Here is a 25589-nt window from a genome sequence, read left to right on the forward strand (position 1 = left end):
CCCTCCTATATTATTTATATTGTCGACAAATTTCTTTTAAATCTTCAATTACACGATCTGCTTCTTCCCAAGAATATGCGGTTGCACCTGAAGCAAGCGGGTGCCCTCCACCGTTATATTTCTTCGCAAGTTGGTTGATAACGGGGCCTTTAGAACGTAAACGAACGCGGATTTGATCTTTTTCCTCTACTAAAATAACCCACGCAATAACCCCTTTAATATCACTTAAAGACCCTACTAATAACGAAGTATCTGAAGGTGTTACATGAAACTTTTCTAAAACTTCTTTTGATAGTTTTATAAAGCAAGCTCCATTTTCATCTATTTCAAAATTTTCATATATATAACCCTGTAAATGTAAGAGACTTGGCTCTTTTTCGTACAAGCCATTAAATACTTCCGTACGGTCAAAATCGTATTGAATTAATTGCCCGGCAATTTCAAAGGTTCTTACAGATGCACTTGGATATAGGAAGCGCCCTGTATCGCCAACAATTCCTGAAAACAAGAGACGCGCACTTGCATCTGATAGTTTCCAATTTTTATATTCTTTTCCTTCTATAAATAATTCATAAATCATTTCGCTACATGAACTAGCATTCGTATCCACCCATAACATATCACCATACTGATCATCATTAGGATGATGGTCTATTTTAATGAGGAATGCACCCGTATGATATCGACTATCATCAATACGCCCTGTATTTGCCGTATCCGTAACAATTACTAAGCTATTAGTAAATACATCATCAGTGATTACTTCCGGTGTTTCTAAAAAAGTCAAAGATGGATCGTGCTCACCAATCGCGTATATTTTTTTATTTGGGTAGTTTGCTTCTAATAATCGTTTTAGTCCAAATTGAGAACCATAAGCATCCGGATCCGGACGAACATGTCTATGGATGATTATTGTATCATATTGCTCAATTTTGTCGATGATTTGTCGTTTCAAATGGAATTCCTCCTGTAATCTCTATTTTCCGTTATATGTGTTAGCTTTTTTTTATAAAAATCGTTACAATAATGTAGGCACTTTCTACATATTGAAATTATACACCTTTTGGAGGTAAAAAATGGCAAACTTAATATTTGTATTTTTCATTGTTGTATCATTTGTAGCTTATTTTTACTATAAAACAAAGGAATTCCGCTCCACACTACCAATTCGAAAGAAATGGTACAAAGCAAAGGCTGGTCTTGCACTAGGTATTTTTGTTATTGTATTTGGAATAAATACATGTATCGTCTACCCATCAGTTGTCGGCTTTTTGATTGCGGCAGTTTTCATTCTTATAGGGGCTGTGAAAGCCTATTCCAGCTATAAACGCGTACAGCATGAAGGTCAATTTGTTAAAGAAGAATATGAATTAAATAAATAATAATTATTTTGAATAATTCCAGAAAGTTACAATTAATTCATACTTTCTTGAAAATGCTTTGAGATGCAAGGCGGCAGTAAAAGCGACGACCCTTGCTGCATGCGAGTGTTTGTCAACAGGCTTAAGCAATATACAAGTAAATCTTGTATATTGCTTTCTTTTTTATTTAACGCTCTAATAGTTGGAACATCATCATCGCTTTTCCAACAAGCACCGTTTCATTAAAAATATCGAAATCCATTTTTACAAATTTACGACTCATATCTAAAATATGAGGAACAACCGTTAGAACACTTTCCATTTGAACTGGCTTAATAAAGTAAATCGTCATGTTTTCAGCAACTGCATCTCCACGTTTTCTACGCTTTAACGCAAATGATCCCACTTCCGAAAGTAATGTTGTAAAGGCACCATAAGAGATTGCCCCGTATTGATTGGTCATTTGTGGGGTCACTGTAAACTCCACTACAACATCCTCTTCCCCCATTACCTTCATTTCACTTTTTACTAAGTCGTCTATTGTTTCACCATGCTGTGGCTGTCTTTGTGCATGCTGCAACGCTTTTAGGACATCTTGTCGACTAATAATACCTTGTAATACGCCGTCGTCATTAACAATTGGCAATAAATCGATACCTTCCCAAATCATGCGGTGACCTGCTGAGGCTACGCTTGTTTTCATAGACCCTGATATCGGATTTTTTGTCATGACCTTATCAACGGTTTCACTTTCTTCTTTTCCAATCACATCTTTTACAGAAATCATGCCTACCAGCTTATTTGTCGCGGTTACAATGGGGAAGGCGCCATGTGAAGTTTGCAGGTTCAATTTATGGAACTCTGCAATTGTATCCGATGTTTTTAATGAATACGTTTCTTCAATCGGAACATAGATATCTTCTATTAATAAAATATCTTTTTTGATTAATTGGTCATAAATTGCACGGTTAATCATTGTAGCGACTGTGAATGTATCATAACTAGATGAAATAATCGGTAATTCTAATTCATCTGCCAAGATTTTATTTTCTTCAGTTGTATCAAAACCACCGGTAATCAAAACGGCTGCACCCGCTTTTAATGCGTTCTCATGCGCTTTGAAACGATTCCCTACAATTAATAAACTTCCTGCATCTGTATAACGCATCATATCGTCCAATTGCATTGCACCGATAACAAACTTGCCCAATGTTTTATGCAAACCGTCTTTTCCACCTAAGACTTGTCCATCTACTATGTTAACGATTTCAGCAAAGGTTAATCGCTCGATATTTTCCTTTTTCTTTTTTTCGATCCTAATTGTTCCAACGCGTTCAATGGAACTTACTAAACGGCGGTTTTCCGCTTCTTTTATTGCTCGGTATGCTGTCCCTTCACTCACATGCATCTCCTTTGCAATTTGTCGAACCGAAATTTTATCGCCTACAGGTAGAGATTCTATATATTGTAATATCTTTTCATGTTTTGTTGACACTCTATCACCTATTCCCATCTATCTTTCCTGTTATAAGTGTAACATATTTTATTTTATGTATAAAAAAAGAAAGTAGCGTAAAATTTTGCTATTTGAAATCAAGATTCCATAAGCTCTAATTTTCAAGCTACTTTCTATTTATTCAACTAAATTTGTACTTCTTCACCTGGACTTAAAATCTGTACTTTACTGTCCTTCACAAGATCGGCAAAGACTGATGGATCCTGTTTAATTACTGGGAAGGTATTGTAATGAATAGGAACTACTGTTTTTGGCTTCAGTAATTCTACTGCATAAGCAGCATCCTCCGGACCCATTGTAAAGTTATCTCCGATTGGTAAGAAGGCTACATCAATCGAATTTCTATCGCCGATTAATTTCATATCTCCAAATAGAGCTGTATCACCTGCATGATAAATTGTTAACCCTTCTGCCGAGAATAAGATTCCCCCAGGATTGCCTGTATTAACAACTTCATCTTCTGTTTCATAAACAGAGCCATGGAACGCCAGCGTATATTTTATCTTTCCGAATGGAAATTCATAAGCTCCACCGATACCCATCGGATGGACATTCAATCCTTGTTTGCCTAGATAGACCGCTAATTCGTTCGGCGCCACAACTAGTGAGTTATTTGCTTTAGCTATTTCAATCGTATCTCCTACGTGATCGTTATGACCATGTGTAAGTAGTATCACATCCGGTTTTTCTTCCTCAACCTTTAAATCTGTTAACCCGTTTCCATTAATGAAAGGGTCAATCAAAATCGTCTTTCCGTTTGTTTTAATCTTTACAATTGAATGTCCATGATATGAGACTTGCATCATTAGTCCTCCTTCAAATTGTGTTCAAGTAATCTTAATTCGATTTTAAATGGTTTTTTTCCTTCTTTTGCTATACTATAGACAGCGACTTGCAATTAGAGAATATTCTCAGTGAGCTTGAGGGCATTTTCATGAAGTAAGCCTGCGCATGTCTAGATATATACAAAAGATTACTGTATAAAACGCTGGTCATGCAATTTAAAAGACTTAGGAAAAGTAGGAGGATTTTTATGAGTAAATTACAACAACTACAAACATATTTAAAAGAAAATCAATACGATGCGGCATTTATCACAACACCAGATAACGTTTTTTATTTCTCGAATTTTAAAAGCAATCCACATGAACGACTTTTAGGAGTGATGGTGTTCCAAGAAGCAGAACCTTTCCTAGTTTGCCCAAAAATGGAAGTACCAGACGCTGTAAACTCAGGCTGGAACCAAGAAATTATCGGCCATCTAGATACAGATAATCCATGGAACTTAATTGCCCAAGCTATACAATCACGTGGCATCACACTGTCAACATTAGCTATAGAAAAGTCTCACCTTACTGTTGAACGTCTTGAAAGCTTACAAGAAATATACAGCCAAGTGAACTTTGTACGCCTAGATGACAAAATCAATGAAATGCGTGTAGTTAAAGATGAAATCGAAATTGAGAAAATGCGAAAAGCTGCTGGGCTTGCGGACTATGCTATCGAGGTAGGATGCAAGGAAATTGCAGAAGGTAAAACAGAGATGGAAATCTTAACTGCAATTGAAAATGCTATTTTAGCTAAGGGATGTAAAATGTCCTTTGAAACAATGGTTCTCTCTGGTCCAAAAACAGCATCTCCACATGGAACTCCTGGAGAACGCAAGATTCAAAAAGGGGATATGATTCTATTTGACTTAGGGGTTATTTACGAGGGCTATTGCTCAGACATTACACGTACCGTTGCTTTTGGTGAACCAACTGAAGCACAAAAAGAAATTTATTATACTGTACGCCAGGCGAATGAGAATGCGATTGCTGCTGTAAAACCGGGTGTCCGCGCAATGGAGCTGGATAAAATTGCTCGTGATACAATAACAGATGCAGGGTACGGAGAATATTTCACTCACAGATTAGGCCACGGTCTTGGCATTTCAGTGCATGAATTCCCTTCTGTTACTGGTGCGAACGAATTGGAGCTGAAAGAAGGAATGGTCTTTACAATCGAGCCAGGTGTATACAAAGCAGATGTTACTGGTGTCCGTATAGAAGATGATGTTGTAGTGACGGCAGACGGTGTTGAAGTATTAACCAAGTTCACAAAAGAATTAGTCGTTCTTTCTTAATAACAAAAGCTTAAGTCCCTACTTGCCCAGACAAGGGGTTAAGGGGCATGACTAGTGTGCATGCAATCCTTGGAAGGGACCTAAGCGACCTCGAGGAGCTAATCCAAAGCTCCAAGCATTTTAGTGATCAACCTTAGTTGCACTTATGCGTTTATAAAGTTTTTGCTTTCTTATGCTAAAAAGAGATGCGAAGCAGAACTTCGCATCTCTTTCATATTCCTTCTTTAACTGGCTCTTCTACACTTGTAGATTTTCGTCCCAAGTAGGCTTCGACGATTCTAGGATCGACAATTAAATCTGAAGCTTTCCCCTCGATGATAATTTTTCCAGTTTCCATAACATAACCGTAATCTGCAATCTTCAATGCCTGTTTCGCATTCTGTTCAACCAATAAAACAGTCGTTCCAGTATCTTTGATTTCCTTAATAATTTTAAAGATTTCAGCTACGATTAATGGAGCAAGACCCATGGAGGGTTCATCTAATAATAGGAGTTTCGGTTTTGATAATAGAGCTCGGGCAATTGCCAGCATTTGCTGCTGTCCACCAGATAAAGTACCCGCCATTTGGGTTTGTCTTTCCTTTAAAATTGGAAAACGCTTCATCACATTTTCGATTTCTTCTTTAATCCCTTTATCTTTTCGATGATAGGCACCCATTTCTAAATTATCCAAAACTGTCATGCTCGATAGGATGGCACGTCCCTCTGGAACCAATGCAATTCCTTTTCGTAATAGTTGATCTGGACGCAGCCCTGTTACATTTTCACCTAAAAACTCAACACTGCCATTTTTAGGCTTCAAGAGACCAGAGATGGTTTTCATTGTCGTGGATTTTCCAGCACCATTAGCACCCAGCAAAGTAATAATTTTGCCTTCATGTACCTCAAGATCAATGCCTTTTAACGCTTGGATTTGACCATAATAGGTTTCAACATTTGATAATTTAAGCAATTTCTTCTTCCTCCTCTTTCCCGAGGTAGGCTTCAATAACCGCGTCGTTATTTTGTATTTCTATAGGCGTCCCCTCAGCAAGCTTCTCACCGAAGTTTAATACAGTAATACGGTCACAAAGCTTCATAACGAGCGGCATATCATGCTCAATAATTAAAACAGTAATCCCTTTAGATTGAATCATTTTGATTAAATCATATAAACTATCCGTCTCTTTTTCATTCATGCCAGCTGCTGGCTCATCTAACAACAAAAGCTTTGGATTACTCGCTAGTGCCCGGGCAATTTCCAGCCTTCTTTGTTGACCGTATGCTAAATTTTCAGCCAGAGTTTCTTTATGTTCCAGCAGACCTACCAGCTCGAGCAATTCTTCAGCTTTTTTGTTTAACTGACTCTCTTCATTTTTCTGTGCTTTTGTACGAAAAACACTGCTAAAAACACCGGAAGAGCTTCTCGTATGGCCACCAACCATTACATTCTTCAAAGCAGACATTTGTGAGAAAAGACGAATGTTTTGGTAAGTTCGGCAAATCCCTTTTTCCGTAATTTTGTGAGATTTAATACCTGTTATGTTTTCATTATTGAATATGATTTCACCAGAGGTAGGCTCAAATATATTCGTTATTAAGTTAAACATTGTTGTTTTCCCAGCACCATTCGGACCAATTAATCCATAAATTTCTCCTTCATTAATAGAAAAAGAAACATTTTGCAGGGCATGAATTCCACCAAAGTTTTTTGAAACATTTTGAATTTCAAGTACCATTAGCGAATTCCCCCTTTCGAACCTTTGATCCCTTTAAATCTAAATCTTCCCAGTAAATGAATATCCAATATTCCTTGTGGGCGAACTGCCATTAAAATGACGAGCATGATTCCGTAAATAATATAACGGAATTCACTTACAAAACGTAATAATTCTGGCATTAGTGTTAAAAAGATAGCGCCAAAAATTGAACCAATGATTACTTCACTTCCACCAAATACTGTAAATATCAAAATCTCCACTGCTCGATGGTATGAGAAATCAGAAGGCGAAATATAGCCCATAACGTGTGCAAACAGTGAACCTGCTAAACCTGCTAAAAAAGCTCCTTGTGTAAAGGAAAGCACTTTAAAATACGTAATGTTGATACCCATGGATTCTGCTGCTTTTTCATCCATCTGAATCGATGCGAAGGATCTTCCAACTCTTGAATTTTGCTGTCTAACTACAAACCAGATTGTTGCGATCACGATTATAAATAACAATAGGAACACCATTAAAAAGACAAATTGGTTATTTTTCAAACCAATCATAGATGGTTCAAATCCAAGTCCTCGTACTAAATTTAAAAGCTCTCTTCCAATTTGTGGAATACCCGTTAGACCGATTGACCCTTTTGTTACCGAGTCCCAGTTTATGAAAATAACACGAATTACTTCTCCAAGCCCCAGCGTTGCAATAGCTAAATAAACACCTGTCAATCTCAAAGATGGAATCCCGATTACTATCCCTAAAATGCCAGCTACACAAGCGCCTGCCAGTACACCAATGAATATTGGCACATCAAAATTGATAGTTAATAATGCGGATGTATACGCACCAATCGCCATAAAACCGGCACTTCCCAAAGATAATTGCCCTGACGATAAAGGAACATAAACACTGATTGCTAACAAAATATTAATCAAAATAAACGAACCAATTTGTAAATAATATGGATTAATAAAATCTAACATGTTCTCACCTGCCTTCTGCCATCTTTGAGCCAAAGATTCCTTGAGGTCTCACTAAAAGGATTAAAATAATCATTATGAATGCAATGGCATCACGATAACCAGAATCACCATAAGCAACCAGGAATGTTTCAGAAAGTCCTAAAAGTAGCCCTCCAACCATCGCGCCTTTCACATTACCCATACCACCCAAGATGATGATTGCAAGACCTTTCAGACCAATTGCAAGTCCCATCTGCGGACTAACAGAGTTAAATGCCATACCGACCAATATTCCAGCAATGCCTCCCATAGCGGAAGCAATAATAACAGTTAATGTAATTATTTTCTTTGTATCTACTCCTAGAATACTAGCTGTTTCTAAATTTTCAGCTGTTGCACGCAAAGCCTTCCCAGCTTTAGTTTTTGATAGCCAAGTTGATAGACCCATCATTAAAATGATAGAAATGACAAATATAACAATTTGGACAATATAAATTGTTACCTCACCTATTTCAATACTAATCTCCGCAAAGGGTGTTCGAAACGGTTTATTCCCAGCACCAAAAATATGGTGAGATAGGTTTTCAAGTAAGATGGAAACACCGATTGTACTAATTAATGGCGCTAAATGCGATACGCCCTTCTTACCTCGTAAAGGGCGTAAAGTCATTCGCTCCAACAAATATCCTAAAATTGCCGTCACAACAATTGCTGCTATAAAAGCAAGCCACAAAGGCCAACCAAGCACCCCAGTTGTCATTACACCGACAAAGGCACCAACCATGAAAATTTCTCCATGGGCCATATTAATAATGCCTAAAACCCCGAATACTAGGGTAAACCCTAGGGCAACAATTGCATAAATGCTGCCTAGAGTAATTCCGTTAATTAATTGTTCTAATAGCAAGTTAATCATCCTTTAAAATCATTTTTGTCATCATACTTTTGCAAAAATGAAATCTATTAGTCCATTTGTAGATTCATATTTACATTGCACTGTATTTTTTTAATGAATTACTTGAATTCAACGAATTTTCCGTCTTTTATTTCCACAACTTTAACATCCATTACAACGTCGCCGATTTCGTCAAACGAGAAGTTTCCTAATAATCCTTCAAAGTCAGTTGTTTCGGCTAATGCTTCGTGGAATAGTTCACGATCTACGTCCCCAGCTCTCTTTAAAGCATCTGCATAGATATAAAGTGCATCATAAGCTTGGGCAGCAAACTGGTCAGGAAGTTTCCCGTATTCAGCTTCATATTTTTTGTTGAATTCTACCACTTTCGTTTCTTCTGATTCACCAAACCAAGGTGTTGCTACGATTAGTCCATTTGCTGCAGCACCAGCAATTTCAATAACTTGTGGAGAGTTGAAGCCATTGCCGCCAACGAAAGGTACTTCGATACCCATTTTACGGGCTTGGTCCATAATAACAGCACCTTCATTATATAAAGCAGAGGCCAGAATTAAATCTGGATTTGAATTTTTAATTTTTGTTAATTGTGCATTATAATCACTTTGTCCTTTTTGGAATGTTTCAATTGTTAAAATCTCCAAGCCCATTTCTTCTGCTGTTTTCTTCATAGTATCGAAGCCTGATTGAGTTAACACATCATCGTTTCCATAGATTAATGCTACTTTCTTTGCTCCAGTTCTTTCAACCGCTTTTTCCATCGCAGTTGGAATTGCCAATGCTTCTGGAATAGCATTTCTGAATACATAATCCCCGATTTCAGGAATCCCTTCAGCAGTTGTGGATGTACCCATAATTGTAATTCCGTTTAAATCTGCTTCAGGAGCAACTGCAAAAAATTCTGTACTTAAAGTTGGTCCAATAATTGCAAGAATGTCGTCATTACTCATTAATTTTTGAGCAGCTGAAAGGGCTTGCTCTGCTTCACCTGCTGAATCTTCTATAACTAATTCGATATTTACTTCACCTTTTTCATTAATTTCACTCTGAGCTAATTTAAGGCCCTGTGTAATTGCTTCCCCATAAGCAGCACCAGCGCCAGTCAGATAAGAAACAACCCCGATTTTTGCATTGATTGTTCCGTCTGCTTCAGTAGTTCCACCTTCACTTGCTGTGTTCTCGCCACTACATGCTGCAAGTAAAAGTAACATTAGAACAGAGAATAATGTTAATGATTTTCTTAGAATATTCTTCATATTTTCCCCTCTTTTTCTTTCTATTTTTTAAGAGCAATTCTATTAAATTACATTTTCATACAAAAGTAAATAGTAATTTCTAAATAATTCGTATTTTCTGATAATTTTTGATATAATTCAACAAAAAAAGCCACCTGCTAGATTTGAACTTCTAACAAGTAGCTTCTTTGGTTATTACTAAAAATTTTTATAAGATAGATTCAACAGGAACATACTCTCGCCCTTGGTCATCAGCAACCGCTTTGTAAACAACTTGCCCATTTAATGTATTAATGCCTTTTCTCAGTGCTTCATTTTCAAGACAAGCTTGCTTATAGCCCTTATTGGCAATTTGTAATGCATAAGGCACTGTATTGTTTGTTAAAGCAATTGTTGCCGTACGTGGAACTGCACCTGGCATGTTTGCCACAGCATAGTGTACAACACCGTGTTTAATATAAGTTGGGTCATCATGAGTTGTCACACGATCAGTTGTCTCGAAGCTTCCGCCTTGGTCAATTGCGATATCAACTATAACTGAGCCTGGACGCATTGATTTCACCATTTCTTCAGTAACAAGCTTTGGTGCTTTAGCCCCTGGAATTAACACAGAACCAATTACTAAATCAGAGTCTTTAACTGATTCAGCAATATTATATGGATTTGAGATTAAAGTTTGAACAGAAGAACCAAAGATATCTTCTAATCCGCGCAGACGCTCAGGATTTAGATCTAAAATTGTTACTTCAGCGCCCATCCCAACCGCGATACGAGCTGCATTTGTACCAGCCATACCACCGCCAACAATTGTTACTTTGCCTCGAGGTACACCAGAAACTCCGCCGAGAAGAATCCCTTTTCCACCATTCATTTTTTCTAGGTATTGTGCACCGATTTGCACGGACATTTTACCAGCTACTTCACTCATCGGAGTAAGTAATGGTAAAGAACGGTTTGGAAGCTGTACAGTTTCATAAGCAATTCCAACGACTTTGTTATCAAGTAAACTCTGTGTCAATTCTAGCTCTGGTGCTAAATGTAGATAAGTAAATAGTACTAAGCCTTCATGGAAATATTGATATTCACTTGGAATTGGCTCTTTTACTTTCATCACCATTTCTTGTGCCCAAGCTTCTTTTGCTGTGCCAACAATAGTTGCACCCGCTGCTACATAGTCCTCATCAGAAAATGAAGACCCGATGCCAGCACCTGTCTCAATAAATACTTCATGACCAGCGCTTTTTAATGTTACAACTCCAGCAGGTGTCATTGCTACACGATTTTCATTGTTTTTTATTTCCTTAGGTACTCCGATTTTCATAGCTGATTTCTCTCCCTGTTGTAGAATTTATGTATCCATTATTATGAATGCAAATCCATAATACCAATATTTTCCCCATATTGTAAGATACTAAATTCATGTTGATTAAAATTATTTTCTAAATTGTAGAAAAATAGAACTTCAAAGCAAATTCGAGTAAAAAACGAGACTATTCGTTATAAAAAAAGTATAATCGATAAATTAAACCTAACAGCAAATTGCAACATTTTAAATTCAACAAAACTATGGATAAATTTAGAAAGAAATGTGAACGTTTTCAATTTTGCACTCGATTCAATTTCAATTACTTCCTATTCTGTTATAATAAGTGTATAGAAAAAGGAGGAATTTTATATGACTCATTATAAAAGTATCGTAGTGGCAGTAGATGGTTCAAAAGAAGCTGAATTTGCCTTCAGAAAATCAATTGAAATCGCAAAACGTAATCCTGAATCAACTCTTAATTTAGTAAACGTAATTGATACTCGCTCCTTTGCAGCAATTGAAGCTTATGACCGCTCAATCGCTGAACGTGCACAAGGCTTCTCAGAAGAATTATTAAACGGCTATAAAAAACAGGCCGAGGAAGCTGGTCTTTCAAATGTAAATACAATCATCGAATATGGTTCTCCTAAAACAATTATTACAAAAGAGCTTTCAAATACAGTAGAAGCAGATTTAATTATTTGTGGGGCAACTGGTTTAAGTACTGTAGAACGTTTCCTAATTGGCTCCGTTTCGGAAGCAATTGTTCGTTCTTCGAAATGCGATGTTTTAGTTGTAAGAACTCCTGAATGATACAAACTCTATAATAGATTAGCCCTTCTACAGCGAACTTAATCTGTAGAAGGCATTTTTTTTATTTTCTATCCCCTATTCTATGTTAGTTCCTTAAATATTTTTGGTTGAACAAAACAATAAATTCAATAGATAGCAAAAAGGTATCCAGACATATAGTTTTATACACCCAGATACCTCAAAATTATTTACTTTCTTTCCACATTTGAACCTTTTCAAAAAACATAGATAAAGCTTCTTTGTTTGACATATTTGGCACTTTCGCCAGTAATACTTCACGTGGGGCCCTCTCGGACTTCGTTTGCTTTTGTAAAATTAATATACTTTTTTCATGTGCTTTCGTTGCAAATAGATTCTCAGGGAGCTGGATAACAGCTTGAATCCAAGTCGTTTTTTTCAAATATTTATGTAAATCCTTTGACTGCTCAGATTCAAACATATTTGAAGGAATCAAGAAAAATAAATACCCACCCTCTTTTGTATGATTAATCGATTGCTCGATAAATAGGTGGTGAGCATAGCTCATCCCTTCATGGGCACAAAGCTCGTATTCAACTGCCACTTCTTCATTTGGGTAATATCCAACCGGCAAATCACATACAACCGCATCAACCGGATCTACCAACAACTTTTGTAAGGCATCTTGATGGTATAGAACCACTGGTTGTTCAATCAACTCTGCACTATCTGCTGCTAGACGAATTAATAATTCATCCACTTCAATTCCAGTAGCAGATGTTTTTCCATCAAGTAAATTCATTACAGTTAATAATAAATTACCTGTTCCTACTGCTGGATCAAGAATAGTAATCGGATTATTTTTTAGTTGTTCCTCAAAAAATTGTTCAACAAAATATCCAACTAGCAAACCTAAAGAGTCTGGAGTCATTTGATGATTTGGCTGGGAGGTTTTTCTCATCCCTTTTAAAATAGCAATTTGAATTGCTTTGCGAGTTTCTTCTTTCGTTGCATTTTGAAAGGCAGACTGCTCTTTGTCGTCAAGAACATCTTCAAGTGATTGTAAAACACCATCTAAAAAAGAAACTCCATCAGCTTTTTCGTACTTTTCCGCTTTTTCATTAATAAATGAAAATATTTGCTCAAACTTTTCCATAAAAAACTCCTTTTGAAATGAACAACCCACTCTAGTTATTCTCGAGTGGGTCTGTCAATCTAAGCATTCTCCTATTGTAGACATTCATAGTCTACCATTTATCTATTAGATAAACTTAAATTAATGCTTTAACAGCTTCAATTGCTGCCTCATAATTCGGATGGCTTGTACCTTCAGAAACATACTCAGCATAGGTTACAGTACCTTCCTTGTCGATAACAAATACTGAACGAGCAAGCAAACGCAGCTCTTCCATGTATGCTCCATAAGCTTTACCAAAAGATAAATCTCTGTGGTCTGATACAGTGTGAACTCCTTCAAGGCCTGCAGCTGCACACCAACGTTTTTGGGCAAATGGTAGGTCAACTGAAACCGTATAGAAAGCCACAGCATCTCCTAATGCTACTACCTCTTCATTAAAGCGACGAGTTTGTGCATCACAAACACCTGTATCTAATGAAGGTACAACACTGATAAGACGTACTTTTCCTTCTGAATCCTTTAAAGTGACTAGTGATAAGTCGTTAGCTAATACTGTAAAGTCAGGTGCTTTGTCCCCAACCTTTACTTCATTTCCAATTAATGTTACTGGGTTATTTTTAAATGTTACTTGTGCCAATTTGGAACCCTCCTTTATATTACTTAGATAATCTTACTAAAGATAATTCCATCATTGCAAATAACTTACCTTACAAATTTTTACGGTAAAACTAAAGGAGCAAAGTTCTAGCACTTTGCTCCTTTAATACCTCATTATACACTTGTAGAAATTGAATTTTGAGAATCTAAATCATCATCACTTTGAGGATTTTCAATCATCATTTCTTTTTTACGTTTAATAAATACCTTTTCTTGAACGACAATTGTATCAGCAATAATATCGTTTAAGCCATGATTCTTTGGCATAAATGCCACCATTAAGTAGATAATCGGAATTTTATTGCTAATAAATCGTCCGATAATTTCTCTAAATAAAACGGTGAACCAATCTAACTTCTCGCCGTTCTTCCCTTTTACCTTTAAGCCAAAGATTATTTTCCCACCAGTTTGCTGCCAAAATTTTGTGGTAATCACAAAATAAGCATAGTAGAATACGCCCGATACGATTGTCATCGGTGAATACCAATGTGTTTCTTTTAAACTCCAGCCGAAGAAATGGAAAAGTGGATTAACAATTATGCCCACGATGGATGCAACAATGATAATGTCTACTACAAACGCCCAAAAGCGAATCCAAAAACCGGCCGTCTTCTCTTCAATCTGTTCAACAATATGAAATTGCTGCTTTGCAAGAGTAGTGGTCAAAGGTACATTTTGAGGAAGAGAAGCATTTGAGTCATAATTTTCATTTTCTGACATCGATTACCCCTCCTTAGTACTCACCATATAGATACATCATTCGTGGTCCACTATTTGAAGACATTAACTTTGTTAAGAATTGCTGCTCTGGAGATGGCCCGAAAAATGAACTAATTTTCATTCCAAACATCGATGTTAAACCACCGAAACTTGATTCATATTCAAATAGTTCCGCATCCTCTAATCCAAAGTCCGCTCTTACAGCAGCTATTGTATCTTCAAGTCCACCGATTCCATCGACAAAACCTGCTTTGAGAGCTTGAGAGCCACCCATAATGCGTCCATCTGCTACTTTTTTTACATCAGCTTCAGACATCCCTCTACCTTGTTCAATCACGTCAACAAATTCTTCATAGGATTCGTTAATCATCTCTTGGACCATTGCTTTTTCTTCTGGTGTAGTTGGTCTAGTTCCACCAAACATATCTTTGTGCTCACCTGATTTTATGGTTTCGAACTCAATTCCTAAATTACTTGCAAGTTCAGAGAAATTATAGCTTTGCATAATAACTCCGATTGAACCCGTAATAGTTTCTTTATGAGCAAAGATTTTATCTGCTGGTGCTGAAATATAATAACCACCTGATGCAGCATAAGAACCCATCGAAACATAAATTGGAATATTTCTTTGTTCTTTTATTTCAATTAATTTTTCGTAAATTTCAGCGGATTCTATTACCCCACCACCTGGTGAATTTACATATAGCACTACAGCTTGTACAGATTGATCATATAAAATAGTTTCTAATTGTCCTAAAAAGTTTTGGTGATCATATTCTACTGCAGCAAAAGGCGTACTTGTACCGACATCCTGAATTGTTCCATCAACGGATAATAAAGCAATTCTGTTGCCCATATCGCCTGGTTCGACCACGGTTTCAATCATTGTTTGTTCAGTTGCAGTCAGGCTATCAAAATTGGAAAAAAAGTCAGTTTTAAAAATTGAAATTACTGTATTCAATCCAATCGAAAAAAAGATTAACACTACTGCTGCACCTAAGGCAATCCATCTTTTTGTATTCATGTCATTATTCCTCCTCCATCCATACATACGTATCAACATCTTATTTGTTTCAAAAATCTTCTAATTTTTTTAGATAACCAATCCAAATAGTACCATATCATTACTCATAATAGTAAAAAAGAGACTTTAAAGCCATAGCAATTAAGCATGACTTTAAAATCCCCTTAAAAATTCGACATTATTCCCTAGGAAATATAACCGATACCAAATTATTTTTTAATTTGTTATTTCTTTTTTAAATTCCTTTTGACGAAGTTCAACACGTCTAATTTTACCTGAAGAAGTTTTCGGTAATTCATCGATAAATTCAATTGCTCGTGGATATTTGTAAGGAGCGGTAATTTCTTTGACATGATTCTGTAATTCCTTCACGATTGAAGGACTATTTTTTTGTTCAGAATCACGGAGCACTACATACGCCTTTACTATATTACCACGTATTTCGTCTGGACTTGCTACAACGGCACATTCTTTAACTGCTGGATGTTTTACAAGAGCATCTTCTACTTCAAATGGTCCTATTGTATAACCTGAAGAAATAATAATATCATCACCACGACCTTCAAACCAGAAATACCCTTCCTCATCTTTATAGGCACGATCTCCTGTTAAGAACCATTCACCACGATATTGCATATTTGTACGTTCTAAATCCTTTAAATATCCCTTAAATAATGCAGGCGTGGATGAATGCACTGCAATATCCCCTACTTCACCGACTTTTGTAGGTTCACCCAAATCGTTAATAACCTCAACAAGGTTACCAGGAGTTGGTTTCCCCATCGAACCTGCTTTTGGAGTCATCCCTAAAAGAGTACCGACCAATAGAGTATTTTCTGTTTGCCCATACCCATCTCGCACCTGAAGTGAGAAAACATTAATAAACTTATTAATTACTTCACTATTTAATGGCTCTCCTGCAGAAACTGCACTTTTAATACTTGAAAGATTATATTGCTCAAGTTTGTCTACTTTAGCCATTAAACGGTATTCGGTAGGTGTACAGCATAAAACATTTATTTGGTAATCCTCTAGTACTTGAAGATATTCCTGTGGTTCGAATCTGCCCATATGAATAAATGCAGTTGCTCCACTTCCTAAAGTAGCTAAAAACGGACTCCAAATCCATTTTTGCCATCCAGGTGCTGCTGTTGCCCAAACTATGTCATCTTCTTGTACTCCAAGCCACTGAGCTGCCGTAGTTCTTAAATGAGCATATCCCCAACCATGGGAATGAACTACTCCTTTTGGATTGCCTGTAGTTCCACTTGTATAAGATAAAAATGCAATATCAGAATCTTCAGTTTGAACGCCTTCAAAAACATTCGAAGCCTTTTCTAATTCATCCTCAATGGATATCCATGAATCTTTTGACTCTCCATAAACAAAAAGTTTTAGACCGTCTATATGTTGTGCGTCACTAAATTGATTAATTTCATTTTCAAAGGCAACTATTGCTTTAGCATCTGAATGTGTGATTCGATAATCGATATCTTTTGCTCGAAGCATTTCAGAGCTTGGAATAATCGTTAAGCCTGCCTTTAACGCTCCGATGTATGTAACATATGCCTCCTCTGAGCGAGGCACCATGATTAAAATAACATCGCCTTTATTTAACCCACTGTTTTTAAATATATTGGCTACTTTATTTGCTTTTTTTATTAATTTTTCATATGAAATTTTTTCGATTTGTCCACTCTCATGATGAATCATTAATGCAATTTTCGAGCTAGTTTTTGCATACTTTTCAATTTCATCTACAATATTGTATCTCTTAGGAGCTAGTAAATCTTCTCTTCTCATAGTTATCCCCCTTTTATGTACCAAAAAAGATACATTATACTAATTATAATAATATTCAACTAATATATCAAAATATTCCTCGAAAAAGAGAAATAACTGTATTAAATGCATATTAGACATGTATAAAGTAATAACAACTATGTATACATTCGAGGGTTTTAAGTAGTAAGATTTTACTTATTTATTTATAGTTTCAGCACAGATTTTCTATACTTCCATGATTGCTAATTGCTACCTTTGTAAAAACATGATAGAAAGTATCCTTGAATAATTTTTAAACAAAATAAAAGCTAGTAGCATTTTTTGCTACTAGCCCTTATTTTTAATTATTGTCCTGAAGTACCACGTAATTGTGATTCAGCCATTTGCACAAGACGTTTAGTAATTTCTCCTCCAACTGATCCGTTTGCACGAGCAGACGCTTCAGGTCCGAGTTGAACACCAAACTCTTGAGCGATTTCGTATTTCATTTGATCTAAAGCTTGTTCTGCACCTGGTACAGTAAGCTTGTTACGGCTACCGCTGTTGTTTGACATTTATCTCACCTCCTTGTGCATTTAGATTGTGCGAAAATCATTATTTAATACATAAAAAATAGTACTTTTTTTTAGCTAGTCCTATAGTGTAGACAATTAGTAATTTTTTTAATATTCATATTTCACTTACTTACAAATTTATAAGTTTTAAAAAAACGGTTCTATGTCAAATGTTGGGGTGATGTGTTTTTGCACGTCACCCTATTAACCTAAATGAACACCGAATTCTTTATATAAATCATTCAATAAAATCTTTGCTTTAAAATGCTTAAAGCTCCTAAAACCATAAGCATTACGTTTCATTACCTTCGATTTATTATTAATTCCTTCTAAAAAACCATTTGAATAGCCAAAACTAAAACTATTTAAGATCTCTACTTGCCAATTCTTAAAGGTTTGAATGGCTTTTATAAATGCTGGGATATTTGCTTCTTCTACCTTACGGTAATAAGCTTCTAATCTATTCTTCACTTCTGCAATATCATTCGTCGTTTTTGCCCAATCAAACCATTTACAATAGGCTTCTTTTAGTTCATATGCTTGCTTTAATTCCTTTGACATTCCCGTGTAGCGATTTAAATACCATCGATTCTTTTCCGTTAACTTATCAAAGCGTTTATATAAGACATGACGCATTTTTTTGCACTTTTTTCGATCGTATGGATGCCAATCCTTCTGCACTTTACGACGCACCTCGTCTAGAGCCCAATAAATATAACGACAATAATGGAATCGATCGGCAATAATGATAGGACGATTTAAGGCTTTTTTAACAGCTGCTTTAAAGCTTGGATTCATATCCATTACGACGACTTCTACATCTGATCCATATGTCATTAGATAATCCTTAATCGTTTCTTTTCTACGATTCGGTAAAATATCAATTGGTTCGTGCGTTTCAGCGTTGGCAATGATTAGTTGATAGGTCCCCGCATCTGTATCTCCTTTATATTCATCAATCGCAATACATTTTGGTAAATGGACCCCTTCATTTAGCTGCTCTTTTACCACCTTTTTAAAGCGACGAATTACCGTCGAACTGGATGTTCCAAGGACTTCTGCTGCTTCTTTAAATGTCTTTGCCTTTACTGAACGGATTCCAACAACTTGATTCCATTCTTTTGAGTAACGTTGATACTTATCCACGAAAGGAGATTTTTCCGAGAAGCGTTTTCCGCACTCACATACATAACGTCGACGTTTATAGAAAAGGATGGTTAATCGTTCAAACCATTTTAAATGTTTAATTTTTTGAATTCGATAATCATGTATTTTAGAGGTCATTTTATTACAGTCTGGACACTGATGTTCTTTCTTCGGAATTGAAACGTAAAGAGCGATACGCTCCCCGATCTCTTCAATCTTATGAACAGTTACACCTTTTAATCCTGGGATATTTCTGTTAAAATTCATAATGCACGTATCACCTTTCATTGCTTGTTTCTCGACAATTCAAGTATATCGAAATCGGTGATTACGTGCTTTTTTTTATTTCAAATTGTAGTAAAACCCCAACAAATATTATAGAACCAAAAAAACAAACTTATATATAAATGTAAATTTGACCAGAATTGAAAATGAAAGAGCTAGTAGCATTAAGCTACTAGCCCCATGATAATTATTTTAATTATTGTTGAGAAGAACCACGTAATTGTGATTCAGCCATTTGTACAAGACGTTTAGTAATTTCTCCTCCAACTGATCCGTTTGCACGAGAAGACGCTTCAGGTCCGAGTTGAACACCAAACTCTTGCGCGATTTCGTATTTCATTTGATCTAAAGCTTGTTCTGCACCTGGTACAGTAAGCTTGTTACGGCTACCGCTGTTGTTTGACATTTATCTCACCTCCTTGTGCATTTAGATTGTGCGCTAAGGCACTATTTAATACACATTAAAATAAAGGTAAGTATTTCCTAACAACTATTAACGGTTATAATAATCCTTCAAATTTATCTTTCACTTGATTTACTTCTGGGAATTTATAAACTTCTCTGTTTCGAACTGCACGTTCGATTAGCTCATCAAATTCAGTAAAGCTTTCATAATAAGTCACTTTTTCAACTTTAGGCTTAGTTTTCGGATTTGCAGGCGTGAAGATTGTACAGCAATCCTCAAAAGGTTGAATTGATGTTTCATATGTTCCAATTTGTTCTGCAATGTCAATAATCTCAAGCTTATCGAATGCAATTAACGGTCGGAGTATGGGCGTATTTGATACGTCATTAATAGCCGTTAAGCTTTCTAATGTCTGACTAGCAACTTGTCCTAAACTCTCACCAGTAACAATTCCCAATGCACCGATTTCTTCTCGTAGTTTGTCAGCGATTCGCATCATCATTCTTCGAGTAGTTGTCATTATCGTATTACTCGGAACACGATCTTTAATCAAAACTTGAATCTCTGTAAATGGAATTACATGCAGTCTTATATTTGCACCAAATTTCGTCAGCTCATTTGCTAGCACTTTTACTTTTTCCAATGAGTTATCACTTGTATAGGGTGGACTAAAGAAATGTATCGCTTCTAAGCGAACTCCACGTTTCATTAATAAGTACCCAGCAACCGGACTATCGATTCCACCTGACAGCATCAATAGCGATTTACCATTCGAGCCTACTGGCATGCCACCAGCACCTTGTATAATTTGAGCCATCATATAAATCGCATCTTGTCTTACTTCAATGCGCAGCTCTACATCAGGTTTTTTAACTTGTACTGAGATATTCGGATTATTTCTAAGTACATGTCCGCCTATTTCTCTTTGAATTTCATGCGATTCTAAAGGGAACGTTTTGTCTGAACGACGAACTTCTACTTTAAACGTTATCTCCTGCTCCTTAAATTGTTCCATTATGATAAGAGATAACTTCTTCATATCATCTAATTCTTTTGAACACACAGCAACTGGACTAAAAGATTGAATACCAAAAACAGTCGGTAATTTTTTCATTAAAACTTCATATTGCTCATCATTTTCGATTTTTATATGCATACGATCACGTTCAGAAACGATTTCCAGCGGAGCAATATCCGAAAATAAATGGCGAATATTAGCACGAAGACGATTAATAAAATCTTTTTTGTTACGTCCCTTTGTTGATAATTCACCATATCTTATTAAAATTTCTTTCCAAATCATTGTTTTTTATCTCCTTTTAACTCTTTCATCACATCGGTGAAGGCTTTTTTAAATTCAAGAATATCCTCGTCTGTATTTAAAGCTCCAAAGCTTAGACGGATGACTCCCTTTTTGTAATTCGAATGTATATCTAACGCTTCTACTACGTGACTTGTTTTCTTCTGCTTGGAGGAACAAGCACTGGAAGTTGAAACAATAATTCCTCTTTTTTGAAGCGCATTTATTAAAATTTCACCCTTTAAATCTTTTACACTAAAAGACAGGATATGTGCAGCACCTGTTTTTTTTGAAAGTAGGTGAATATTATCACCAAATTCAGCTAAAAATTGTAATAAATCATTATGCCATTTTCGATATTTTTCAGTTGACTGTTCCATCGCTTCAATAGCCATTCGTGCAGCTTTTGCAAGCGCAGCTGCTTGAGGTACTGCAACGGTACCACTTCGCAATCCATGTTCTTGTCCCCCACCTAAAAGAAGTGGGATAATATTCATTTTTTTACGGAAGGCAATAATTCCCGACCCCTTTAAACCATGAATTTTATGCCCAGAAATCGATATAATATCAGGTCCACCGTCGCCATTAAAAAATATAGGTAATTTTCCAAAGCTTTGCACAGCATCAACATGAAAAGTGGCACGGCTATTTTCATGGATAATTTTCGCTGCTTCTTCAATTGGTTGGATTGCACCTATCTCGTTGTTCACATGCATAATGCTTACAAGAACTGTTTCTTTTCTTAGCTTAGCTTGAAGCTCCTGCAAAGAAATTACTCCATTTTCATCGACTTTCAGATAATCAACTTCAAATCCTTCGTTTTGCAGAGATTTTACCGCCTCTAAGATTGATGGATGTTCAATCTCTGTAGTGATGATATGTTTTCCTTTATGAGTATTTGCTTTAGGAACACCGAATATCGCAAAATTGTTGGATTCGGTTCCACCCGCTGTAAACAATACAAATTGTTCTTCAGTATGAAGAAGATCTGCAATCTGACTTCTTGCTCGATCCAATAAAGTGTTTGCTTCTACACCAGCTTCATGAATTGAAGAAGGATTGGCGTAGAAAGATTCATTTACCTGTATAAATGTATTTAAAACCTCTTTATGTGGTTTAGTTGTGGCGCTGTTATCAAAATAAATCATTTTAAATCCTACCTTCTTTTCTTACAATTAGAAATTTTAGATTCCTTTTTCCAATTCATTTAAATTCGATAAGAAAGCCACCAACACAAAAGTGCGGTGGCTTCTTCTATTAATTATAACGCTCTTGTCAAGTGATGTTTAATAGTGAGATTTCTCATATAATTCATCTTGTACAAGCTCTTCTATCCGCTTAATTGCCCCTGGTTCTGCCAATTCTACAGCAGCCGCTGCATCTTCTAAAGCTTTTATGTAACGGTATTGATGGAATGCATGTTCTGATTCAAGTAAGAGATCATTTACTTTTGGGTTTGTCCCTCGATAACGATTACCATATTGAATGATTCTTTCGATTAACATAACATTTTCAACCATTTCTTGAGCGTGCTTACTTACTTCTTGGATACATTTTTCAGCATTTTCTATGTTACTTTGAACACGATTCATATTTAGCGGTATATCTTGTAAGCTTTGCATTACAATATAAATTTGTTCTTCAGCTTCTTCAATGCGAGCATCCATTTCTTCAGGAATACCAGGGATATTCGCTTTGTTTAACTGACGGTCAGTTTCTTGTAATATGCGTTTTAAAGAATCCAGCTTTGCACGGGCTTTATTTTCATCAATGCGTAAATTTTTCAAACGATTAGAGAACTGCTCCTGTTCGTCTTTTATACGATCAATTTCTTCACTGATTTCAAATAGCTCTTCTTGCAAACTTGAATAAGCTGATTTTTCATCTTTTACACGCGTAACCAGAAGTTCAAAACGTTTTTGGATAACTTCGAGTTGTTTGAGACCTAATCTTGGAATCTCCGCTTCATTTTCTGGTAAATGATAGCTGCTTTGAACGTAAACTGCTTCGTTACTAATTTCTTTTGTGACTTTAACTACTTCATTTAACGTTTGGAATGTATCATCGCAATTTTTATCAACATAATTTCTTGCAATAACTTCTTTTTCTAGTAGGTCATAATAGTTCTCAATCTCTTCAATTACTTCAGTAAGTCTTGGAGCTACGGAATCTACATCTAAATCTGCTAATTTCGATTTTAATGTTTCTAGCTCTTCTTCAAGATGGTCTAAGTACTTGGTTAACTCTAAATGATTTAAGTAATAAGATTGCTCTTCCATTTCACGTTGACCATTTCGCAACTCATGTATAGCAGCAGGTATTTTTGTTTGAATTTCTGAAAGCAACGTCGGGACTTCCGATAATAAATGATAAATTATTTGAGATTCACTATTTAAACCTAAAACTATTTCTCTTGCTTGTAAGTAATTCCCATCTACTGTTAACTCATCGAACTCTTCAAATTTTGGTACAAACTGTTCAACCTTTTTTTCTAATTCTGATAAAGCCGGACCAAATGAATACTGATGAGCAAGTAAGGTTTTTCTTGCTGAACGATAATGTTCTTTAATTTGTTCAATTTCAATGCGATTTTTTTCTTCACTACCGATTAACTCTTCCAATTCAGAGATAATTTGATTTTTACTTTTTTCACATTTAGCAATATATTCCTCAATCGCCAGTTCAACATTGGTAGCTTTTTTAAATTTGAAACGATCAATGTATTCTTCCGCATCAAAAAGCATAGAATCTATTTTGATAACGTGGACATCTATAACTTCTGTCCAAATATTACGCCAATGTTCAAACATTTCCTCTGTTTGTCCGTTCATATTTAAAGATTTTACTTTTGTTAGCTCCTCAAATATAGGATAATGCTGAATTTGCATCTTTTCTTGTTCAAGTCGCTGTATAACAACATTATGTTTACGACGGATAAGTAGTCCAACGATAAATAATGCTAATAGTACGATGACGACAATGATGATATACTGCATCATAAGCCCCCTATTCCCAAATCACTGTACCTGCTACATTTTGTAACTATAATATACCATGTTTTTTTTCATTTGTTTAAAAAATTACAGTTTTTTGCTAAAGTAAATTGTAATAAGCTCGAGTTATGTATGTAAATTTAAAATTTCCTAAACGAATTTTGATTCCCATAAGTCTTTCTACTAACAAAAATCCGCATTTCTAAACTATTATTTTAATAAGTTAGCATACATTTAAAAGATTGATTAGAATTATTTTTTTCCTATGCTTCCAAGCTTTTACGAAGCGTTGAGGTATTCAATCAATAAGGAGGTTTTAGTTTATGAAAAAAGACGGTCACATACACTCACCTTTTTGCCCACACGGTACTAAAGATTCATTTGAAGAATATATTGAAAAAGCAATCAAAGAAAACTTTTCAGAAATAACATTTACTGAGCATGCACCCTTGCCGAATAATTTTATCGATCCAACACCTGGAAAAGATAGCGGGATGATACCCAAGGATTTAACTTCTTATCTAGAAACTTTGCAAAAGCTTAAACTACAATACAAGGATCGAATTACCATTAAAGTTGGATTAGAAGTGGACTATATTGTTGGTTACGAAACTGAAACGAGAGCACTTCTAGACATTGCTGGTCCAGTTCTTGATGACGCTATACTTTCAGTTCATTTTTTAAAACATAATGATACATACACTTGCATTGACTTCTCGGATGCGGTCTATCTTGAATTTGCTCAGCAAGTAGGAGGGATTGAGGCTCTTTATAATCTCTATTATGATACCGTTATAAAATCAATCGAGGCTAACTTAGGCAGATTTAAACCGCGTAGAATCGGCCATCCAACACTTGTTCATAAATTCCAGCTTGCACATGGCGAAAAAATCGATGATAATCATCGTATCATTGAAGTATTAACAAAATTACAAGAAAAAGGTTATGAATTAGATGTGAATAGTGCTGGTTTAAGTAAACCTTATTGCAAAGAACCTTATCCACCAATGCACATGATTGAATATGCTCGTTCAATTTCTATACCAATGGTTTTTGGTTCTGACGCACACAGCGTAAAAGATTTACATCAATATTATGGAGTAATTATGAAAGATAATTAGCATCGGCGCCTAATTGCCCAGCTGATCGCCTTGCCTAATCTAATACAGGATTTTAAATTTTGGAGGTTTAACATGTTCTCACAAATCAATTACGAAGGTCCAGTTCTAAAAAAATATGAAACATTATCTAAGCAATTAGATGCTCTACTAGAAGGAGAAACAGATATAATTGCAAATTTGAGTAACGCTTCTGCCCTTTTAAACCAATTCTTAGACAATATTAATTGGGTTGGTTTCTATTTAATGAAAGAAGGCGAACTCGTTTTAGGTCCTTTCCAAGGTTTACCTGCATGTGTTCGAATTACAGTAGGTCGTGGTGTTTGCGGTACCGCAGTTTCGGAGCGCAAGACAATGTTAGTTGAGGATGTTCATGCATTCCCGGGACATATTGCTTGCGATGCAGCATCCAATTCAGAGATTGTCATTCCATTATCAAAAAATGACGAAGTAATTGGTGTATTAGATATCGATAGTCCAAAGAAAGCTCGATTCACTTTAGAGGATCAGCAAGGCTTAGAACTATTTGCCCAAACTCTACTAAAATTCATATAAAAAATAAAACTTACTACTCCAAATGAGC

Annotated in this window: 25 protein-coding genes; 5 read left to right on the forward strand and 20 right to left on the reverse strand. The window is 35.8% G+C overall.

From position 1 onward, the window contains the following. Positions 1–10 precede the first annotated feature (10 nt). Positions 11–955 carry a DHH family phosphoesterase gene (locus C1N55_RS14100; RefSeq protein ID WP_137729433.1) on the reverse strand — a complete coding sequence of 315 codons (945 nt, stop codon included), beginning with the start codon at positions 953–955 and terminating at the stop codon, positions 11–13. A gap of 121 nt (positions 956–1076) precedes the next feature. On the opposite strand from C1N55_RS14100, the gene C1N55_RS14105 reads away from it, so the two are divergent. Further along, positions 1077–1382 (forward strand): YtpI family protein, encoded by a 306-nt coding sequence (locus C1N55_RS14105; RefSeq protein WP_137729434.1) that lies wholly within the window; start codon positions 1077–1079, stop codon positions 1380–1382. A gap of 166 nt (positions 1383–1548) precedes the next feature. Here the strand turns inward: C1N55_RS14105 and C1N55_RS14110 are convergent, their stop codons facing one another. Together C1N55_RS14110 and C1N55_RS14115 are read right to left on the reverse strand one after the other, a co-directional pair. Continuing rightward, positions 1549–2856 (reverse strand): DRTGG domain-containing protein, encoded by a 1308-nt coding sequence (locus tag C1N55_RS14110; RefSeq protein ID WP_137729435.1) that lies wholly within the window; start codon positions 2854–2856, stop codon positions 1549–1551. 146 nt (positions 2857–3002) lie between these two features. Further along, positions 3003–3680, reverse strand: a complete 678-nt coding sequence (locus C1N55_RS14115) for a metal-dependent hydrolase (RefSeq protein ID WP_137729436.1) — start codon at positions 3678–3680, stop codon at positions 3003–3005. Between the two features lie 230 nt (positions 3681–3910). Here C1N55_RS14115 and C1N55_RS14120 point away from each other — a divergent pair, with 230 nt between their 5' ends. Further along, on the forward strand, positions 3911–5002 hold the full coding sequence (locus C1N55_RS14120; protein WP_137729437.1) for a M24 family metallopeptidase: 1092 nt from the start codon (positions 3911–3913) through the stop codon (positions 5000–5002). Between the two features lie 211 nt (positions 5003–5213). On the opposite strand, the gene C1N55_RS14125 is transcribed toward C1N55_RS14120, so the two are convergent. The 6 genes from C1N55_RS14125 to ald all read right to left on the reverse strand — a co-directional run bounded on the left by C1N55_RS14125 (position 5214) and on the right by ald (position 11124). Next, on the reverse strand, positions 5214–5954 hold the full coding sequence (locus C1N55_RS14125) for an ABC transporter ATP-binding protein (protein WP_137729438.1): 741 nt from the start codon (positions 5952–5954) through the stop codon (positions 5214–5216). Further along, positions 5947–6720, reverse strand: a complete 774-nt coding sequence (locus C1N55_RS14130; protein ID WP_137729439.1) for an ABC transporter ATP-binding protein — start codon at positions 6718–6720, stop codon at positions 5947–5949. The genes C1N55_RS14125 and C1N55_RS14130 overlap by 8 nt, the downstream gene beginning before the upstream one ends. Next, positions 6720–7676, reverse strand: coding sequence for a branched-chain amino acid ABC transporter permease (locus C1N55_RS14135; RefSeq protein WP_137729440.1), 957 nt, complete (start codon positions 7674–7676; stop codon positions 6720–6722). Before C1N55_RS14135 ends, C1N55_RS14130 begins: the two co-directional genes overlap by 1 nt. A 4-nt stretch (positions 7677–7680) precedes the next feature. Further along, positions 7681–8562 carry a branched-chain amino acid ABC transporter permease gene (locus C1N55_RS14140; protein ID WP_137729441.1) on the reverse strand — a complete coding sequence of 294 codons (882 nt, stop codon included), beginning with the start codon at positions 8560–8562 and terminating at the stop codon, positions 7681–7683. A 107-nt stretch (positions 8563–8669) separates the two neighbouring features. Further along, positions 8670–9824 carry an ABC transporter substrate-binding protein gene (locus C1N55_RS14145; protein WP_137729442.1) on the reverse strand — a complete coding sequence of 385 codons (1155 nt, stop codon included), beginning with the start codon at positions 9822–9824 and terminating at the stop codon, positions 8670–8672. Between the two features lie 187 nt (positions 9825–10011). Beyond that, on the reverse strand, positions 10012–11124 hold the full coding sequence (gene ald / locus C1N55_RS14150; protein ID WP_137729443.1) for an alanine dehydrogenase: 1113 nt from the start codon (positions 11122–11124) through the stop codon (positions 10012–10014). 354 nt (positions 11125–11478) lie between these two features. On the opposite strand from ald, the gene C1N55_RS14155 reads away from it, so the two are divergent. Further along, positions 11479–11922 (forward strand): universal stress protein, encoded by a 444-nt coding sequence (locus tag C1N55_RS14155; RefSeq protein WP_137729444.1) that lies wholly within the window; start codon positions 11479–11481, stop codon positions 11920–11922. A gap of 184 nt (positions 11923–12106) precedes the next feature. On the opposite strand, the gene C1N55_RS14160 is transcribed toward C1N55_RS14155, so the two are convergent. The 11 genes from C1N55_RS14160 to ezrA form a co-directional block, all read right to left on the reverse strand. Next, on the reverse strand, positions 12107–13036 hold the full coding sequence (locus C1N55_RS14160; RefSeq protein ID WP_137729445.1) for a class I SAM-dependent methyltransferase: 930 nt from the start codon (positions 13034–13036) through the stop codon (positions 12107–12109). 115 nt (positions 13037–13151) lie between these two features. Next, entirely contained in the window at positions 13152–13655 is a 504-nt protein-coding gene (tpx, locus tag C1N55_RS14165; protein ID WP_137729446.1) for a thiol peroxidase, read from the reverse strand. A 134-nt stretch (positions 13656–13789) separates the two neighbouring features. After that, positions 13790–14395: an RDD family protein gene (locus tag C1N55_RS14170; protein WP_137729447.1), complete on the reverse strand. Its 606-nt coding sequence runs from the start codon at positions 14393–14395 to the stop codon at positions 13790–13792. Between the two features lie 13 nt (positions 14396–14408). Further along, entirely contained in the window at positions 14409–15419 is a 1011-nt protein-coding gene (gene sppA, locus C1N55_RS14175; RefSeq protein WP_137729448.1) for a signal peptide peptidase SppA, read from the reverse strand. Between the two features lie 216 nt (positions 15420–15635). Then, positions 15636–17222, reverse strand: coding sequence for an acyl-CoA synthetase MbcS (mbcS, locus tag C1N55_RS14180; protein ID WP_137729449.1), 1587 nt, complete (start codon positions 17220–17222; stop codon positions 15636–15638). Positions 17223–17548: 326 nt separating this feature from the next. Next, complete coding sequence (locus tag C1N55_RS14185; RefSeq protein WP_137729450.1) at positions 17549–17758, reverse strand: alpha/beta-type small acid-soluble spore protein; 210 nt, start codon at positions 17756–17758, stop codon at positions 17549–17551. Positions 17759–17962: 204 nt separating this feature from the next. Beyond that, entirely contained in the window at positions 17963–19171 is a 1209-nt protein-coding gene (locus tag C1N55_RS14190; protein WP_137727947.1) for an ISL3 family transposase, read from the reverse strand. A 214-nt stretch (positions 19172–19385) separates the two neighbouring features. After that, complete coding sequence (locus tag C1N55_RS14195) at positions 19386–19595, reverse strand: alpha/beta-type small acid-soluble spore protein (protein WP_137729451.1); 210 nt, start codon at positions 19593–19595, stop codon at positions 19386–19388. A 94-nt stretch (positions 19596–19689) separates the two neighbouring features. Next, complete coding sequence (thiI, locus tag C1N55_RS14200; protein ID WP_137729452.1) at positions 19690–20898, reverse strand: tRNA uracil 4-sulfurtransferase ThiI; 1209 nt, start codon at positions 20896–20898, stop codon at positions 19690–19692. After that, positions 20895–22043 (reverse strand): cysteine desulfurase family protein, encoded by a 1149-nt coding sequence (locus tag C1N55_RS14205; protein WP_137729453.1) that lies wholly within the window; start codon positions 22041–22043, stop codon positions 20895–20897. Before C1N55_RS14205 ends, thiI begins: the two co-directional genes overlap by 4 nt. Positions 22044–22181: 138 nt before the next feature. Further along, positions 22182–23891: a septation ring formation regulator EzrA gene (gene ezrA, locus C1N55_RS14210; protein ID WP_205758476.1), complete on the reverse strand. Its 1710-nt coding sequence runs from the start codon at positions 23889–23891 to the stop codon at positions 22182–22184. Positions 23892–24211: 320 nt separating this feature from the next. Between ezrA and hisJ the strand changes: the two genes are divergently transcribed. Both hisJ and C1N55_RS14220 read left to right on the forward strand, forming a co-directional pair. Further along, a complete protein-coding gene (hisJ, locus tag C1N55_RS14215; protein ID WP_137729455.1) occupies positions 24212–25009 on the forward strand; it encodes a histidinol-phosphatase HisJ in 798 nt (265 codons plus the stop codon). Positions 25010–25081: 72 nt separating this feature from the next. Next, entirely contained in the window at positions 25082–25561 is a 480-nt protein-coding gene (locus tag C1N55_RS14220) for a GAF domain-containing protein (RefSeq protein ID WP_137729456.1), read from the forward strand. Positions 25562–25589: the final 28 nt, after the last annotated feature.

Origin of the sequence: Lysinibacillus sp. SGAir0095 (genome assembly GCF_005491425.1) — a bacterium.
Classification (GTDB): Bacteria; Bacillota; Bacilli; order Bacillales_A; family Planococcaceae; genus Ureibacillus.

Bases quoted from the DNA above. Each gene is read 5' to 3' on its own strand.
- C1N55_RS14105 (WP_137729434.1), top strand. From the start codon at position 1,077: ATGGCAAACTTAATATTTGTATTTTTCATTGTTGTATCATTTGTAGCT.
- C1N55_RS14115 (WP_137729436.1), bottom strand. From the start codon at position 3,680: ATGCAAGTCTCATATCATGGACATTCAATTGTAAAGATTAAAACAAAC.
- C1N55_RS14120 (WP_137729437.1), top strand. From the start codon at position 3,911: ATGAGTAAATTACAACAACTACAAACATATTTAAAAGAAAATCAATAC.
- C1N55_RS14130 (WP_137729439.1), bottom strand. From the start codon at position 6,720: ATGGTACTTGAAATTCAAAATGTTTCAAAAAACTTTGGTGGAATTCAT.
- C1N55_RS14135 (WP_137729440.1), bottom strand. From the start codon at position 7,676: ATGTTAGATTTTATTAATCCATATTATTTACAAATTGGTTCGTTTATT.
- C1N55_RS14145 (WP_137729442.1), bottom strand. From the start codon at position 9,824: ATGAAGAATATTCTAAGAAAATCATTAACATTATTCTCTGTTCTAATG.
- ald (WP_137729443.1), bottom strand. From the start codon at position 11,124: ATGAAAATCGGAGTACCTAAGGAAATAAAAAACAATGAAAATCGTGTA.
- C1N55_RS14155 (WP_137729444.1), top strand. From the start codon at position 11,479: ATGACTCATTATAAAAGTATCGTAGTGGCAGTAGATGGTTCAAAAGAA.
- C1N55_RS14160 (WP_137729445.1), bottom strand. From the start codon at position 13,036: ATGGAAAAGTTTGAGCAAATATTTTCATTTATTAATGAAAAAGCGGAA.
- C1N55_RS14170 (WP_137729447.1), bottom strand. From the start codon at position 14,395: ATGTCAGAAAATGAAAATTATGACTCAAATGCTTCTCTTCCTCAAAAT.
- sppA (WP_137729448.1), bottom strand. From the start codon at position 15,419: ATGAATACAAAAAGATGGATTGCCTTAGGTGCAGCAGTAGTGTTAATC.
- mbcS (WP_137729449.1), bottom strand. From the start codon at position 17,222: ATGAGAAGAGAAGATTTACTAGCTCCTAAGAGATACAATATTGTAGAT.
- C1N55_RS14185 (WP_137729450.1), bottom strand. From the start codon at position 17,758: ATGTCAAACAACAGCGGTAGCCGTAACAAGCTTACTGTACCAGGTGCA.
- C1N55_RS14190 (WP_137727947.1), bottom strand. From the start codon at position 19,171: ATGAATTTTAACAGAAATATCCCAGGATTAAAAGGTGTAACTGTTCAT.
- C1N55_RS14195 (WP_137729451.1), bottom strand. From the start codon at position 19,595: ATGTCAAACAACAGCGGTAGCCGTAACAAGCTTACTGTACCAGGTGCA.
- thiI (WP_137729452.1), bottom strand. From the start codon at position 20,898: ATGATTTGGAAAGAAATTTTAATAAGATATGGTGAATTATCAACAAAG.
- C1N55_RS14205 (WP_137729453.1), bottom strand. From the start codon at position 22,043: ATGATTTATTTTGATAACAGCGCCACAACTAAACCACATAAAGAGGTT.
- ezrA (WP_205758476.1), bottom strand. From the start codon at position 23,891: ATGCAGTATATCATCATTGTCGTCATCGTACTATTAGCATTATTTATC.
- hisJ (WP_137729455.1), top strand. From the start codon at position 24,212: ATGAAAAAAGACGGTCACATACACTCACCTTTTTGCCCACACGGTACT.
- C1N55_RS14220 (WP_137729456.1), top strand. From the start codon at position 25,082: ATGTTCTCACAAATCAATTACGAAGGTCCAGTTCTAAAAAAATATGAA.